The 14,148-nt window shown below is 72.0% G+C and carries 9 protein-coding genes, 1 tRNA gene and 1 pseudogene; 8 read left to right on the top strand and 3 right to left on the bottom strand.

Features of this window, described 5'->3' with window-relative positions:
* Positions 1-244: 244 nt before the first annotated feature.
* Positions 245-1,018: a class I SAM-dependent methyltransferase gene (locus ACH4FX_RS09805; protein WP_398476941.1), complete on the bottom strand. Its 774-nt coding sequence runs from the start codon at positions 1,016-1,018 to the stop codon at positions 245-247.
* A 593-nt stretch (positions 1,019-1,611) separates the two neighbouring features.
* On the opposite strand from ACH4FX_RS09805, the pseudogene ACH4FX_RS09800 reads away from it, so the two are divergent.
* The 7 genes and pseudogenes from ACH4FX_RS09800 to ACH4FX_RS09770 form a co-directional block, all read left to right on the top strand.
* Positions 1,612-3,291 (top strand): annotated as a pseudogene (locus ACH4FX_RS09800) (sensor histidine kinase); the annotation flags it as partial.
* A gap of 419 nt (positions 3,292-3,710) precedes the next feature.
* Positions 3,711-4,118 (top strand): roadblock/LC7 domain-containing protein, encoded by a 408-nt coding sequence (locus ACH4FX_RS09795; protein ID WP_360122739.1) that lies wholly within the window; start codon positions 3,711-3,713, stop codon positions 4,116-4,118.
* Positions 4,119-4,191: 73 nt separating this feature from the next.
* Positions 4,192-4,554: a DUF742 domain-containing protein gene (locus tag ACH4FX_RS09790; protein ID WP_398476939.1), complete on the top strand. Its 363-nt coding sequence runs from the start codon at positions 4,192-4,194 to the stop codon at positions 4,552-4,554.
* Positions 4,535-5,158, top strand: a complete 624-nt coding sequence (locus ACH4FX_RS09785; protein ID WP_398476937.1) for a GTP-binding protein — start codon at positions 4,535-4,537, stop codon at positions 5,156-5,158. The genes ACH4FX_RS09790 and ACH4FX_RS09785 overlap by 20 nt, the downstream gene beginning before the upstream one ends.
* A 496-nt stretch (positions 5,159-5,654) precedes the next feature.
* A complete protein-coding gene (locus ACH4FX_RS09780; protein ID WP_398476935.1) occupies positions 5,655-6,383 on the top strand; it encodes an ABC transporter ATP-binding protein in 729 nt (242 codons plus the stop codon).
* A 4-nt stretch (positions 6,384-6,387) separates the two neighbouring features.
* Positions 6,388-9,408: an FtsX-like permease family protein gene (locus ACH4FX_RS09775; protein WP_398476934.1), complete on the top strand. Its 3,021-nt coding sequence runs from the start codon at positions 6,388-6,390 to the stop codon at positions 9,406-9,408.
* A 296-nt stretch (positions 9,409-9,704) separates the two neighbouring features.
* The gene (locus ACH4FX_RS09770) at positions 9,705-9,914 is read left to right on the top strand and encodes an MbtH family protein (protein WP_398476932.1); all 210 of its coding nucleotides are present in this window, start codon (positions 9,705-9,707) and stop codon (positions 9,912-9,914) included.
* 169 nt (positions 9,915-10,083) lie between these two features.
* Here the strand turns inward: ACH4FX_RS09770 and ACH4FX_RS09765 are convergent, their stop codons facing one another.
* Together ACH4FX_RS09765 and ACH4FX_RS09760 are read right to left on the bottom strand one after the other, a co-directional pair.
* Positions 10,084-11,283, bottom strand: a complete 1,200-nt coding sequence (locus tag ACH4FX_RS09765) for an acyltransferase (protein ID WP_398476930.1) — start codon at positions 11,281-11,283, stop codon at positions 10,084-10,086.
* Between the two features lie 488 nt (positions 11,284-11,771).
* A tRNA-Arg gene (locus ACH4FX_RS09760) sits at positions 11,772-11,844 on the bottom strand.
* Positions 11,845-12,156: 312 nt separating this feature from the next.
* On the opposite strand from ACH4FX_RS09760, the gene ACH4FX_RS09755 reads away from it, so the two are divergent.
* Positions 12,157-14,037, top strand: coding sequence for a dynamin family protein (locus ACH4FX_RS09755; RefSeq protein ID WP_398477060.1), 1,881 nt, complete (start codon positions 12,157-12,159; stop codon positions 14,035-14,037).
* The last annotated feature ends 111 nt before the right edge of the window (positions 14,038-14,148 follow it).

Below are 14,148 nucleotides of genomic sequence, written 5' to 3'. Positions count from 1 at the left end.
GATGCGGCCTTTCGTCACACAGTGTCAGGGGGGCGGACGCAAGGCCGGCGAGTTCCTGCCCCGTCCACCCAACAGACCATCGAAGCGCGCAATGCCCTGCGGGGGGGGAGGGGCCCCGAAGAACGGCCGGGCCGTGGCCGCGCGGTCCGACAAACGCCCCCGCATCACCTGCATGCGGTCCACGGCACCGCCACCGTCACCGCCGTCCCGATCCGACTCCAGTTCCGCTCGTGTCCGTGACTGGCTAGTCGTCCGAGCCCGCAGCCGACGGTGGTACCTCGACGACGAAGAACAGGAAGTTGGTTTTGGTCGCGAGGTCGTGGAAGCCGTCGGGGAACAGTTCGCGGGCGGCCGGGTCGGGCTGCGGCTCGCTGATGGCGGCAAGGCGGAAGCCGGCGGTGGTGAACGCATCGGTCATCGCGTGCAACGGTCTGCGCCAGAACTTCATCGGGAAGGACTGCCCGTTGAATGTCCAGTCGAAGGTGTAGCTGGTGGTCGCGAAGTAGTCGGGCCGAGGCTCCTGGATCGTGTAGGCCACGAAGGGGTGGTCCACCGACGCGATCAGCCGGCCGCCGGGCTTGAGGACTCGCCGTATCTCCGCCAGCGTCGGCCCCCAGTCCTCCAGGTAGTGCAGGACCAGCGACGCGACCACGTCGTCAAACGCGCCGTCGGCGAACGGCAGGCGGTCCCTCAGGTCAACCGCATGCAGGGCTACGTCGTCACCGAGCCGCCGCCTGGCCAGCTCCAGCATTCTGGTGCTGGCGTCGATGCCGGTGACGATGGCCCCGCGGTCGCGCAGAGCTGCGGACAGGGGACCTGATCCGCAGCCGGCGTCCAGAATTCGGCGGCCGGACACGTCTCCGGCGAGGGCTGACATCGCGGGCCGCGCGTAGTACGCGGTCACGAGGTTGTTCTCGGCTTCCGCCGAGTAGGCCTCGGCGAAGCTGTCGTAGTCATTCGCCTTGGCCGGACTTGCAGGCTGGGCGGAGTTCTCAGGTGCGCCGGTTACGTGTTCCATCGCCGCAGCCTAGTAGGCGCATGATCGGCCGGGCAGGAACTGCGAAGCGCTGTCGGCTCGCTTGGTGTCCGAGCGGCCGGGGCTTGCAGTTTGCGGCATTGCGTCAAGGGCCGGTCTCGGGATGTGGGGTCGGGGCGCGGTTGGGCGGGGTGGTTATCCGTTGTTGTGGTCGTTGCTCTGATGGGGCTCGCTGGGGCGGTAGCTGGGGCGGTCGCCGAAGTCTCGTCGAGACCGTCATTGAGACCCGTCATCGAGGCGCATCATCGAGACCCGTCAAAGAGACGCTTCACGACGCGCGTCACCAACTTGTCCGTACATTTGCTGGTGGCATTTTTCGCTTGCCGGACGTCCGCGGGAAATGGTCCGTCCACGCTGTCGACACGGGCCCAACGGCCCTGGCGGAGTGGTCCGATCTGCCCGAGCGGGACGAGTGGTGACCTGGCGTCAGTCCTTGATCAAGGGCGGTTATGCTACTACCGGCCCAGTGTATGAAGGCAGTTACCGCAGGTCACTCTGTGGCGGCGCCGAACGGGGAGCTGGGGCCCGCTAGACGTCCTGTGATCTGTCGATGTTTTGAGGGTTTTAGGGTGCAGATGGTTCGGGAAGGATCGTCGCCCGAGGGGCCGCGTCCCGCCTCGGTTCTCGCGTGGATATTGCCCACTGCGGTGACCGCCGTCGCCGCGGCCGTCGCCACGGCGATGGTCCCCTCGCAGGCGAGTACGCCGGTGATCTGGATCGGAGCGGTCGCCACCATGGCGGTCGCACTGGTCACCGCCGAGCTGACCCGCCGCGGCCAGGCGCTCGCCGCGCTGCGTGAGCGGGCCGCGGCACAGCAGACCGCACTGGACCGTCAGGAAGCCGAAACGGTACGGCTGGCCGAGGAACTGCTGCCCGAGGTGGTGTCCCGGCTCGGACACGGCGAGTTCCCCGAAGACGTGCACGCCGCGATGACCGAGCAGATGGCGGAGCAGGCGCGCGAGGCGGGGCTGACGCCCGAGTTCACCGCGGCGCACCAGGCCGTATTGCGCTCCGTCCTCGATGCCGTCGTCGCCGAGGAGGACCTGCGTGAGTCCGCCCAGCGCGCCTTCGTGAACATCGCCCGCCGCGTGCAGGCGATCGTCCATCAACAGGCTCAGGAACTGCGCGACATGGAGGACCGGCACGGCCAGTCCCCGGACGTCTTCGGCGACCTGCTGCGGCTGGACCACGGTACGGCCCTGATCGGCCGCCTCGCCGACTCCATCGCCGTCCTCGGTGGCGCGCGCCCGGGCCGCCAATGGAGCCGTGCGGTTCCGCTGTTCAGCGTGCTGCGTGGCGCGATGTCCCGGATCATCGACTACCAGCGCGTCGAGCTGCACTCCGTGTCGGAGGTCGCGGTCGTCGGCACCGCCGTCGAGCCGCTGATCCACGCCCTCGCCGAGCTGCTCGACAACGCCACCCGCTACTCCCCGCCGCAGACCCGGGTGCACCTGACCGCCGTCGAGGTGCAGTCCGGCATCGCCGTGGAGATCGAGGACGGCGGCGTCAGCATGAGCGAGGAGGCCCGCAAGCGGGCCGAGCGGATGCTTCAGCAGGCGCAGCAGGGCATCGACGTCAACGACCTGGGCGAGACCCCGCGGCTCGGTCTCGCGGTGGTCGGCCGGCTGGCGCAGGCGTACAAGTTCCAGGTTTCGCTGCGGCCTTCCGCGTACGGCGGGGTGCGCGCGGTACTGATCGTTCCGCAGGACCTGATCACCACGGCCGCCGCGACCGGTCGTGCGCACGGCATCGGTGCGTCCTCCGGCCCGCGTACGGCCCGTACGGAACGCCGCGAGGTGAACGGGACCGCGCAGGCCGCCGGCCCTCGCCCGCAGGTCACCGGCCCCCGGCACGCAGCGCCGGCCCGGGACGCATCGCCGGCCCAGGCGCTGCCCCAAGCGCAGGCCCAGGCTCGGATCCAGCCTCCGGCGTCGGCTCCGATCGCGCCGTCCATGCCCCCGGCCGCCGCGGCAGTGCCCCCGCAGCTCCGGGACGACGTCCGGGAGGAGACACAGGACGATCTTCCCGTCGTGACCGAGCGGACCGCCAACGGGCTGCCGCAGCGGCGCCGCAAGTCCCGGGTCACCGCGCCCGTGCCCCCGGCGGTCCCCGGCGCGCCCACGGCTCCCGCCACTGCCTCCTCCCTCTCCGCCGCCGCTGAGACGGAGGACGCCGCGCAGGTGCAGCCCGGTATGTGGCTCGCCGCCTTCCAGAGCGGCCTCTCGGGCGAAAGCCAGTCGGGTCAGTCGGCGCAGACTGCCGGTCAGACGGGACGGACAGGCCAGGCGGGGAAGAGCACCGGCCGGGCCGGGCAGGACACCGGTCAGGCGGGGCAGGACGCCGACCAGATCGGGCAGGGCGCCGGCCAGACGGGACGCGCAGAGCAGCCGTCGGAACAGGCGGACCAGCCGAAGCAGGCGGAGCAAACGTATCTGCCGGGTCAGCCGGAACAGGCGGAGCAAACGTATCTGCCGAGTCAGCCGGACCAGGCCGAACAAACGAATCTGCCCGGCCGGCCAGGTCACGCGTACCCGGGCCTGCCCGCCGAGCAGTCCGGCCCGGCCACCGGCCGGACCGGCAACCCGGCCCCCGCGGCCGGTACGGGGACTTCAGTCAGTGCCGCAAGTGCAGCCAGTGAGAAGAGTGACGAGTCGTCGGAAAAGAGTGAGTAGCCATGATTCAGCACCGGCCCAACATGGACTGGATGCTCAAGGATCTCGCGGAGAGCGTTCCGCAGACCCGTCACGTGGTCGTGCTGTCCTCGGACGGCCTGCGCATGGCCCAGTACGGTACGGACACCGATACCGCCGACCGGCTGGCGGCGGCCTGCGCCGGCCTGCAGAGCCTGGCGGGCGCGGTGTCCGCGGAGTTCCCGCACAGCGACGGCCGGATGCGCATGGTCGTCATCGAACTGGACGGTGGCTTCTTCTACTTGATGGCGGCGGGCGCCGGCGCTTACCTGGCCGTCCTGGCCGATGAGGGTGTGGACGCCGGGCTGATAGGGCAGCGGATGCGGGACCTGGTGGCCCGCATCGGCGAGCACCTCAGCAGCCCACCGCGCCACGACGGACAGGACGCATGAGCCGGGGCGGCGAGCGGATCGGCAGGCGGCGGGGGCCGCGCGCGGGCACGGCGGGGCGAAGCGGGGACACGGCATGAGCGGAGCGGACCAGGACTGGGAGGATCAGAGCCCCGAGCGGCTCTATGTGATCACCGGCGGGCGCAGCGGCGCCTCCGGCCACACCACCTCCCTCGACCTGGTCACGCTGATCGTGTCGAAGACCGGCCCCAGGCCGGGCATGCAGCCGGAGCAGGCGTCGATCGTACGGCTGTGCCACTCCCCGCTGTCCGTGGCGGAACTCTCCGCCTACCTCCAGTTGCCGGTCAGCGTGGTCACCGTCCTGCTCGGTGACCTGCTGGCCGACGGGCGGGTGGTGGCACGCGCGCCCGTGCCGCCCGCCCAACTTCCCGACCGTGCCCTGATTGAGGCGGTGATCCATGGACTTCAAAAGCTCTGAGACGCTCGTCGAGCGCCCCGCCCTGGGGCCGCGGAGCGAGGACGAACTGCCCGAGACGGCCGCCGCCGCGGTCAAGGTGGTGATCGTGGGCGGATTCGGGGTCGGCAAGACGACCCTGGTGGGCTCGGTGAGCGAGATCCGCCCGCTGACGACCGAGGAGACGATGACGCAGGCCGGTGTCGGCGTGGACGACATCGTCGGCATCGAGCGCAAGACCTCGACGACCGTCGCGATGGACTTCGGCCGCATCAGCCTCAACGACGAACTGGTGCTGTACCTGTTCGGTACACCAGGCCAGCAGCGCTTCTGGTTCCTGTGGAACGGACTGTTCGACGGCGCGCTGGGGGCGGTGGTCCTCATCGACACCCGCCGCCTGGAGGTCAGCTTCGACGTCATCGGGCGCTTGGAAGAGCGCGGCGTCCCCTTCGTCGTCGCCATCAACTCCTTCCCGGACGCACCCGTCCACCCCGTCGAGGAGATACGGAGCGCCCTCGACCTGCCCCCGGAGGTGCCGATCGTCGACTGCGACGCCCGGCTGCGGGCCTCCAGCCGCGACGTACTGATGACGCTGATGCGTTACCTGCATTCGCTCGCGGTGCGCTGAGCCGCGTGCCGGGCGGCGTTACGTCCAGGGCCGGCTCACGTTCGTGTCCTGCACCCGTCGGGGGCGGCTGTTCGCCGGGGCCGGCCACCCTCTGGGGCTCCGGCAAGCAGCACCGGCACGCAGACGTAGATCACGGTAACCGGCACTGTGCTTTTCGCGCGGTGCTGCCGGCCCCCCTCCGATGGTGTCGCTGACTGTCCCCCGAGAAGGGGGGCCGGCCTCATCGTCCTCGCCGTACCCGCGCCCGTAGCGTCCGACCAGGCAAGACATCGGGCGGAAGGGCCGGAGGGCATTCGGGATGATCAGGCTTCGGCCGCGGGAACGCGGCGGTGCGGCGGGCGACACGACCTCACCCCGGACGGGGCGGAGCGGGGGCACGACGGCCCGGGGCGCCGCACCCGGTTCCACTGTGGCCGCTGAGTTCACCGCGACCACCGCACCTCCTCCGGACCCATCAGCCACTTCAGCCCCCACGGCCTCCGACCCCGGCGTCGCCTTGGCACTGGAATCGGTCACCCGCTCCTACCGCCGCGGCGCCCGTACCGTTGCCGCGCTGGACGACGTCAGCGTCACGGTCCCACGCGGCAGCTTCATAGCCGTCATGGGCCGCTCCGGCTCGGGCAAGACGACGTTCCTCCAGTGCGCCGCCGGTCTGGACCGGCCGACCTCCGGAACGGTACGGATCGACGGCACCGACCTGTCCCGGATCGGCGAGGACGCGCTCACCCGGCTCCGCCGCGAGCGCGTCGGCTTCGTCTTCCAGTCGCTCAACCTGGTGCCTTCGCTCTCCGTCGTCGAGAACGCCTCGCTGCCGCTGTTGCTGGGCGGCGAGGCGCCGGACAGCAGGGACGTACGGGAGCGCGCGCTGCGCGTCCTGGACTCGGTGGGGCTGGCCGACCGGGCCGACGACTCGCCGCTGCTGCTCTCCGGCGGGCAGCAGCAGCGGGTGGCGATCGCCCGGGCGCTGGTCACCGACCCCGCGGTGATCTTCGCGGACGAACCGACCGGCGCCCTCGACCCGGTCACCGCCGTCGACGTGCTGACTCTGCTGCGCGAGGCGGTGGACCGCGCCGGACACACGGTGGTGATGGTCACCCACGACCCGGTCGCCGCCTCCTGGACGGACCGGGCGCTGTTCATCGACGCCGGCCGTCTCGTCGGCCTGCTGGACCGCCCCGACCCGGAGAGCGTCAAGCAGACGATGACGCGGTTGAGGGAGTGGTGACGGCGTGCAGAACCTGACGCAGGGCAGCAGTACGCACGGTCCGGAGGCCCCTCAGAGCGCCGCCGATGGACGCGGCGACAGGTCCGGTGGCGGTGGTCGGTTCCGTACGGCAGCGTCGCGCCCCACCCGTACCACTGCCGACAGCGGTCCCGAGCGCACCCGCCGTACCGCCCGATTCCTGGCCGGCCGCTCGATGAAGCGGCACCGCAAGGCGTGGAGCGCGGTGTTCGCGGTACTTGTGCTCACCTCGCTGGTGCTCGGCGGTTTTGGACTCGCCATGGTGTCCGCGGTGGCCGGCCACGCGCGGGTGGAGCGCTACGCGGGCGCCGCCGCGGTCGTCACCGGCGACCAGACGACCCACTACACCGCCAAGCCCTGGGGCGGCGAGACCCAGTCGGTCTCGTCCGAGCTGACGGAACGCGTACGGGTGCCGCGCTCGGTACTGCCCAGGATCGCCGCCGTCCCCGGCGTACGGGCGGCCATCGCGGATGACGCCTTCCCGGTCGCGGTGGCACGGAAGCGCGGGCCGGAGGGGAAGTCCGGTACGGCTGGAGAAGACGGTACGGCTGGAGAAGACGGTGCAGGTGGAGAAAGCGATGCGGGCGGAGAAGGTGGTGCAGCTGGGAAAACCGGTGCCGCCGGAAAGCCCCACACCCCCGCCCTGACACCAAGCGCGATTTCCGGCCCCAACGGCTCTCAAATGTACGGACATTCATGGCAGGCTGCCGCGCTCACTCCCTTCACGTTGCGCGAAGGGCGCGCTCCCACCGGCGCCCGGCAGGTCGTCCTCGACGGCTACCTGGCCGACCAGGCAGGCATACGCGTGGGCGACGAGGTCACGGTGCAGTCGCTCGGCGCTCCCGAGACGTACCGGGTCTCCGGTATCGCGGCGCCCGAAGGACAGGGGGACCGCACCGGCCTGGGACACCAGGGCGCCGTCTTCTTCACCGACCAGCGGGCGCGGCAACTGGCGGGACACCCCGCGAGTACCGATGCCATCGGCGTGCTCGCCGCCGACGGGGTGAGCGACGAGCAGGTCTACGCTGCCGTGCGCAAGGCCCTGGACGGGGCCGAGCCCGCCCGTAGTGCCACCGCCGGGCAGCGCTACAAGGACGACAACACCGGGCTGCGCGTGCTGACCGGGGACGGTCGCGGAGAGCCGGAGTTCCTGGACGCGGCCCCCAGCCGCTGGGGCCTCCTGCGCATGCTGGGTTCGGTCTGCGGGCTCGTCGTGATGATCGCCGTACTCGTGGTCGCCAGTACGGTCGCGCAGGCCGTCCACCAACGCGCTCGTGAAATGGCGCTGCTGCGCGCGGTCGGTGCCACACCGCGGCAACTGCGTGCGACGGCGAGCCGGGAAATCCGTACGGTCGCCGTGGCCGCCGCCGTGATCGGTGCGCTCGGCGCGGTACCGGTGTTCGGACTCTTCCTCAGCCTGCTGCGCAGCCACGGAGCCGTACCGGACGGGCTCGAACTGCCCACCCCCTGGTGGCTGTACGCGACACCGCTGCTGACCGCCGGCCTGACTGTGCTCGTGGCGTGGCTCGCCGGCACCCTCGCCTGCCGCCGTACGGCCAAGGTGCGCCCCGCGCAGGCGATGGGTGAGGCGCAGACCGAGCCGGCGCGGCCGGGGCGCGGCCGCACCATCACCGGCCTGGTGATGCTGTTCCTGGGCGGGGGCGCGGCGGGCACGGCGGTGCTCCAGTTCGGCGAGGCGGCCGCGATGGCCGCCAGCACCGCCGCGGTGACGCTGGTGATCGGGTGCGCGCTGCTCGGCCCTTGGATCGCCCGTGGTGCCCTACGGGTGCTCGGCGCGCCCGCACGCCGGCTGGGCGGCCCGGGCGGCTTCCTGGCCGCCGCGGCGGCACGCGCCAATTCGCGCCGTCTGGGTGCCGCGATCACCCCGATCGTGCTGATGGTGGCCTTTGTCGTGGTGCAGCTGTCCGGCGGGGCCACCATGGACCGGCACGGTGGCAGGCAGGGCGAGGAAGCGGTACGCGCGGACCTGGCCGTCACCACGAAGGGGACCGGCGCCACGAACGGATCCGGCGCCAACGGGACCGGTTCCACGGACGGGCCCGGCATCACGGACGAGACGGTACGCAGGGTCGCGCGGGTGCCGGGGGTGGCGGCGGCGTCGGGAGTGCTGCACAGCACGGTCGTCCTCGCGCGCACGGAACTCGGCGATCCGCTGCTGGACCGGCTGCCGGTCCTCGCGGTCAGCCCCGCGGCACTGCCGCGCGTACTCGACCCCGGCCTGATCGAGGGCGACCCGGCGAAGCTGGGCCGCGGCACGGTCGCGGTGGGCAAGGACCGGGCGCGGTCACTGGGGCTCGGTATCGGGTCCGTCGTCACACTGCGGTACGGCGACGGCGCCAACGTCCCGCTGCGCGTAGCGGCCATCTACGAACGTTCGCCGGCCCTGGGCGACTTCCTGTTCGCGCCGGAAGAGCTGGCGCCGCACATGGCCGCGCCACTGCACAGCCGCATCCTGCTGAGCCTCGATCCCGGCGCAGGGCCGGACGCCCGCGCCCGGACCGTTGCGGACGTACGGCGCGTACTGGCGGACACCGCCACGGGCGCACGCGTCGTGACGGACCCGGCGGGCGAGCAGCAGCAGACCGAGGACCACGGCGTCGGCCAGGTGATCACCGTGGTCGCGGTGAGTGTGATCGGCGGCTTCACCGTCATCGCCGTACTCAGCACCCTCACCCTCATCATGATCGGCCGCCGCCAGGAGATCCTGCTGCTGCGCCTGGTGGGCGCGGGGCGGCGGCAGGTCCGGCGGATGCTGGGGATCGAGGCGGCCGTCGTGGGCATCGCGGGCCTGGTGGTCGGCGCGGTGGTCGCGGCGATTCCGCTGACCGCACTCAGTCTGCCCCGGACCGGAGCACTGCCGTACCTGCCGCCCGCACAGGCCGGGCTGATCGTGGCGGCGGTGGCGGCGACGGTCGCGGCGGGCACGCTGCTGCCGCTGGGGCCCGCCCTGCGGATGCGCCATCCGGCGGGCGCGGGGAAGGGGTGAGGGGGCGGCGGTACGGCGGTACGAGGCGGGGCCAGGCGCCGGAAGGGGGACGGAGGACGGGGTAAGGGCGAGCGGCGGCGCGGGCGCGGAGAGCACCGGCGGGCAGAGGCGACCGGAAGCGGGCAGCGGAGGGCAGAGGCGACCGGAAGCGGGCGGAGGCGGGCAGGCCGGGGAGCGCCCTCCCCGGCCCCGAACTCCCCAAATCCTCTCGAATCTCTCTTCGGCTCTTCGGAAGCGGACCTTCCTCCCGCATAATCCAAATCTCACCGGTAACTCCTTCACCGAGAGGCACCCGCATGACGAACCCCTTCGAAGACCCGGAGGCGCAGTACCACGTTCTGACGAACGACGAGAACCAGCACTCGCTGTGGCCGGCGTTCGCGGAGATCCCGGCCGGCTGGCAGAACGTCTTCGGCCCCGAGGGCCGGCAGGCGTGCCTGGACTACGTCGAGGAGCACTGGACCGACATGCGGCCCCGCAGCCTGGCGGAGGCCATGGGCGACTGAGCCCGGACGGCCCGGCCAACTACGGAGCCGGCCGACGGCCCGTGCACAACGCCATAAGTCTCGCGCGCAAAACGGGAGGCGCCCGCTCCACCTGGAGCGAGTGCCTCCCGTTTCCGCTTCTTCTCCTCCCGCGCCTCTCCGGCTACACCGGCGGCCCCGGAGGTATCACCTACACCAACGTCAACCGCAGCGCGAACGCCGCGAACCCCACCGCCAGCACCCCCGCACACACCCGCCGCCCCTGGGACACTCCCGTCCACGGCATCTCCAGCCGCCGCGCCACCTGCGCGATGAGCACGAGCGTGACGGCGAAGAGCGGCAGCCACGGCAGCCGGGTCGCCATCCAGGCGGGGAAGTCCGGGGAGGTCGTCAGGCCCTGCACCGTCGTACTCAGGAAGGAAGCCGGTACGGCGATCGCCAGCATGGCCGTCTGGTGCCAGCACAGGATCGTCATCGCGGACCGGTTGACGGCCGTGACCGGCGCCCACAGCGCGGGCCGTCGCAGCAGCGCCGCGATCCGGTCGCGCAACAGGATCGCCGCGCCGGACTGGGCCGCGGCCAGGGCGATCACGAGCAACGACGGCGGATGCGAATTCGTACGGTCCTGCCCGGGGACGCCGACCATGCTCGCCGGGTAGTGGAAGACGACGAGCAGCAGCGCGAACAGCGCCGTGCCACCGGCGAACAGCAGCCAGGCGCCGCGCCTGCCGAGCCGTTTCTCGCCCCAGGAGACGCCCAGTTGGTAGCCGAACAGCCAGCCGGGGATCAGGCTGATCAGTGTGACCCAGGACGGGATCGAGTCGGCGTACGGGCCGTAGCGCAGGAAGTCCATGACGGCGATGACCGCCGCCAGCGGTGCCGCCGCCCAGCCCCCGAGCCGCCGCGAGGCCGCCATGCAGTACGGCGTCAGCGCCGTCACCACCGCGTACACACCGACGAACCACAGTGGTTGGACGACCAGGGTGGCGGCCGTGTGCAGCGTCGTGACGGGTACCCCGGCCGCGTACAGGACGGCGGCGAGTACGGCCCAGACGGCGGTGACGCCGACGGCCGGGCGCAACAGCCGGGCCAGCCTGCCGCGCAGCCAGTCGCCCGGTGTCGCGCCCCGCTCGGTGGCGCGCCGGAAGGACAGCACGGAGGCGTAGCCGCCGACGAGGAAGAAGATGCCCAGCATCTGGAGCACCCAGGTGATCGGTGCCAGCGGGGCGAACGCGGACAGCGGGCTGGCGTTGTGCAGCGAACTGTCGGCGTCGCGGACGAACCCGCCGACGAGCCAGTGCCCGGTGGGCACGGCCAGCAGCGCCAGTGCCCGCAGTCCGTCGATGGCCCGGTCACGCGGGACTTGCGTGACGTTTCCGGAGGTCGGCATTCGATCACCGGTTGCCGATGCGGGCCGCCGGGTACGGGGGCGGAACCGTTCGTCCAGGCTCATGCTCCGGCACCCGCTCTTGTCGTGGGACGCGGCATGCAGCATTCCTCTCCTCGCACACGACCGGCCCGCGGGGGTGCCGCGGGCCGGTCGTGAGTCCGTCATGAAGGCGATCGCCGATCGCCCTCCATGCTGGTGCGAGGAGCGGAGGAAAACAGTCGGGTCAGGGCCCCGATCAGGGTGGGGCAAACCTCCCTGTGCGCCTGGGTGCCAGCACCCCATGGCCCCATGACCCCATGGCGGCGCGGGCCGAACGGTCAGCCGGAATCCGACGGAGCGCCCCGCCGGTACGCAGGCGCGACCACACATGCGCGAAGCAGCTATGGCTACGGAGAGTCACACGGGGAATTCGGCGGCCGATGCGGACTGTGGCACCGCCATGCCATCACACCGTCGCGCCCGCAAGGGTTCCGACGGTGAAGGATGTGCGCCCCCGGCAGGACTCGAACCTGCGGCCAAGTGCTTAGAAGGCACCTGCTCTATCCACTGAGCTACGGGGGCCAGGTGGTGGACGTGGATCACGAGCCGCCGACAAGGATAGGGCTCCGTGTGCCTCGTCCCGGTTGCTTCACCTCCGTGGCACGTTGTGGAGGTTCGGTGAAGCGGTCCCGATAATCGCAGGCAGGTACGAATTCTGCACCGCTTTTGGCGCCTCACGCGTCGGGTGTTGTGCACTCGTTATGCCTGCGCCCCTCTGATCGCGACTGCCTCATGCGTCGCTGATCCCGTTCTGTGCCGATTTACGCGGCGCGCACAGAGGGCTATACGCTTCAAAAACCCGCCAAAATTGGGCATTCTGCACGTGTGGCAACCTTGGACGTACAACCCCGGCTCCTTGACGTTCTGTCCGCGCTGCGCGACCGCGTCGACGCCGCGCGCTTCCCGCTGCCACTGCCCGGCGCCGCCCGCGCCCGGCGTACCCGGTCCGAGTTGCTGGACCAGCTCGACGACTATGTGATGCCCCGGCTGCGCTCTCCTCAGGCACCGCTGCTCGCGGTCGTCGGCGGATCCACCGGGGCCGGCAAGTCCACGCTCGTCAATTCGCTGGTCGGCCGGCGCGTCAGCGAGGCCGGCGTGCTGCGGCCGACGACGCGTACGCCGGTGCTCGTGTGCCACCCGGACGACCGCCACTGGTTCGCGGACCGGCGCGTACTGCCGCAGTTCACCCGGGTCTGGGTGCCGGAGCAGGACGGCCACGACACGCTGGACGCGTACGACGGGACGCGGCCGTACGACGATACGGCCCCGTACGACGGGACGCGGGCGCACGACGATACGACCCCGTACGACGATACGGGCCCGTACGACGGAACGGGGCGGTGCCAGGGTGGGGCGGCTGCCCAAACGGGTGCGGGACCGGCTCCCGAGGAAGCCGGGAGCGCGACGGATCCGGCGGATCCGTCGGGACCCCGTGGTCCTGCCGGAACGGCGGGAGGCGCGAGCGCGGCGGGCATGGCCCCCTTGCGCATCGAGACGGACCCGGCGCTCCCCAGCGGCCTGGCCCTGCTGGACGCCCCGGACATCGACTCGCTCGTCGCGCGCAACCGGGAACTGGCCGCCGAGCTGATCTGCGCGGCCGACGTATGGGTCCTGGTCACCACCGCCGCCCGGTACGCGGACGCGGTGCCGTGGCACCTGCTGCGTACGGCCAAGGAGTACGACGTCACTCTGGTGACGGTGCTCGACCGGGTGCCCCACCAGATCGCCGCCGACATCTCGGCGCGGTACGCGGCGCTGCTGACCCGCGCCGGGCTCGGTGACGTACCCCGGTTCACCATCCCCGAGCTGCCGGAGTCGGCCGGCGGCGGCAGCGGCCTGCTGCCCGCCACGGCGGTCGCGGCGTTGCGGCGCTGGCTGGAACGGCACGCGCAGGACACCGCCGTACGGGACGCGGCAGCGGCCCGGACCACCGCCGGGGTCATCGCCTCGCTGCGCTCCCGCATGCCCGCCCTCGCCGGCGCCTCCGCCGCCCAGCACGCGGCCACACTGCGGCTGACCGACCAGGTCGAGCAGGCGTACGAGGAGGCCGCGGCGCGGGTGCGGCGGGAGGTCGAGCAGGGCGAGGTGCTGTCCGGCGACGCGCGGGCCCACTGGCGTGACCACGAACTCGGCGGCCGCCCCGACGAACTGCTGGACGCTCTCACCCACGGGCTCACCTCCCTGCTGCGCTGCGCCGTGGAGCAGGCGGACGAGCGGGCCGCCGCAGCGTGGCGCCGGGACCCCGCGTCGGCGGACGCGCCCCTGCCCGAGACGGCGGACGCGGCGGCCTCGGCCGCCCGCCTGGGCGTGCTCGTACGGCGGTGGCGGCGCTGTCTGGAGGAGCTGGCGGAGGACGGCGTACGGGAAGCGCGCTCGGCCCGCGGCGGGCGCGCGGCGCGCGGGGCCCGGCCCGGGGAACGGACCAAGGCCGCGGCCGACCCCGAGGAGGCGGCGGCCCTGCTGGCCACCACACTGCTGGGCGGCCGGCGGGCCCGTACGGCGGGTGAGGCGCTCGCCGGCCTGATGGGGGCGCAGGCCGCGGTACGGCTGCGCGACCGGGGCGGCCGGCTGCTCGAAACGTACCTTCAGCGCGCGTTGGACGGCGAACGGGAGCGGCGCCTGGCGCCACTGGAGTCGCTGGGCGTACGGCCGGACCACCAGGCCGCGCTGATCGCCGCGCTGTCTCTGCTGCAGAAGGAGAAGGTGACGCGGTGACTGCTTCTGGTGGACGTTCGGATGGGGAGTACGGGGAGTACGGGGAGCGGGTGGGGGATCAGCGGGGCGCGGATTCGGCGGGGACGGGTCCGACGGTAGGTGAGTCCGTAC

The sequence above is a fragment of the Streptomyces sp. NPDC018019 genome (assembly GCF_044327805.1).
Taxonomy (GTDB): domain Bacteria; phylum Actinomycetota; class Actinomycetes; order Streptomycetales; family Streptomycetaceae; genus Streptomyces.
The sequence above is the reverse complement of the archived record's forward strand: the minus strand, read 5'-3'. Positions and strand labels throughout refer to the sequence as shown.

Coding starts and splice junctions, on each gene's coding strand:
- ACH4FX_RS09785 (WP_398476937.1), top strand. CDS start 4,535: ATGGACTTCAAAAGCTCTGAGACGCTCGTCGAGCGCCCCGCCCTGGGG.
- ACH4FX_RS09770 (WP_398476932.1), top strand. CDS start 9,705: ATGACGAACCCCTTCGAAGACCCGGAGGCGCAGTACCACGTTCTGACG.
- ACH4FX_RS09790 (WP_398476939.1), top strand. CDS start 4,192: ATGAGCGGAGCGGACCAGGACTGGGAGGATCAGAGCCCCGAGCGGCTC.
- ACH4FX_RS09795 (WP_360122739.1), top strand. CDS start 3,711: ATGATTCAGCACCGGCCCAACATGGACTGGATGCTCAAGGATCTCGCG.
- ACH4FX_RS09805 (WP_398476941.1), bottom strand. CDS start 1,018: ATGGAACACGTAACCGGCGCACCTGAGAACTCCGCCCAGCCTGCAAGT.
- ACH4FX_RS09765 (WP_398476930.1), bottom strand. CDS start 11,283: ATGCCGACCTCCGGAAACGTCACGCAAGTCCCGCGTGACCGGGCCATC.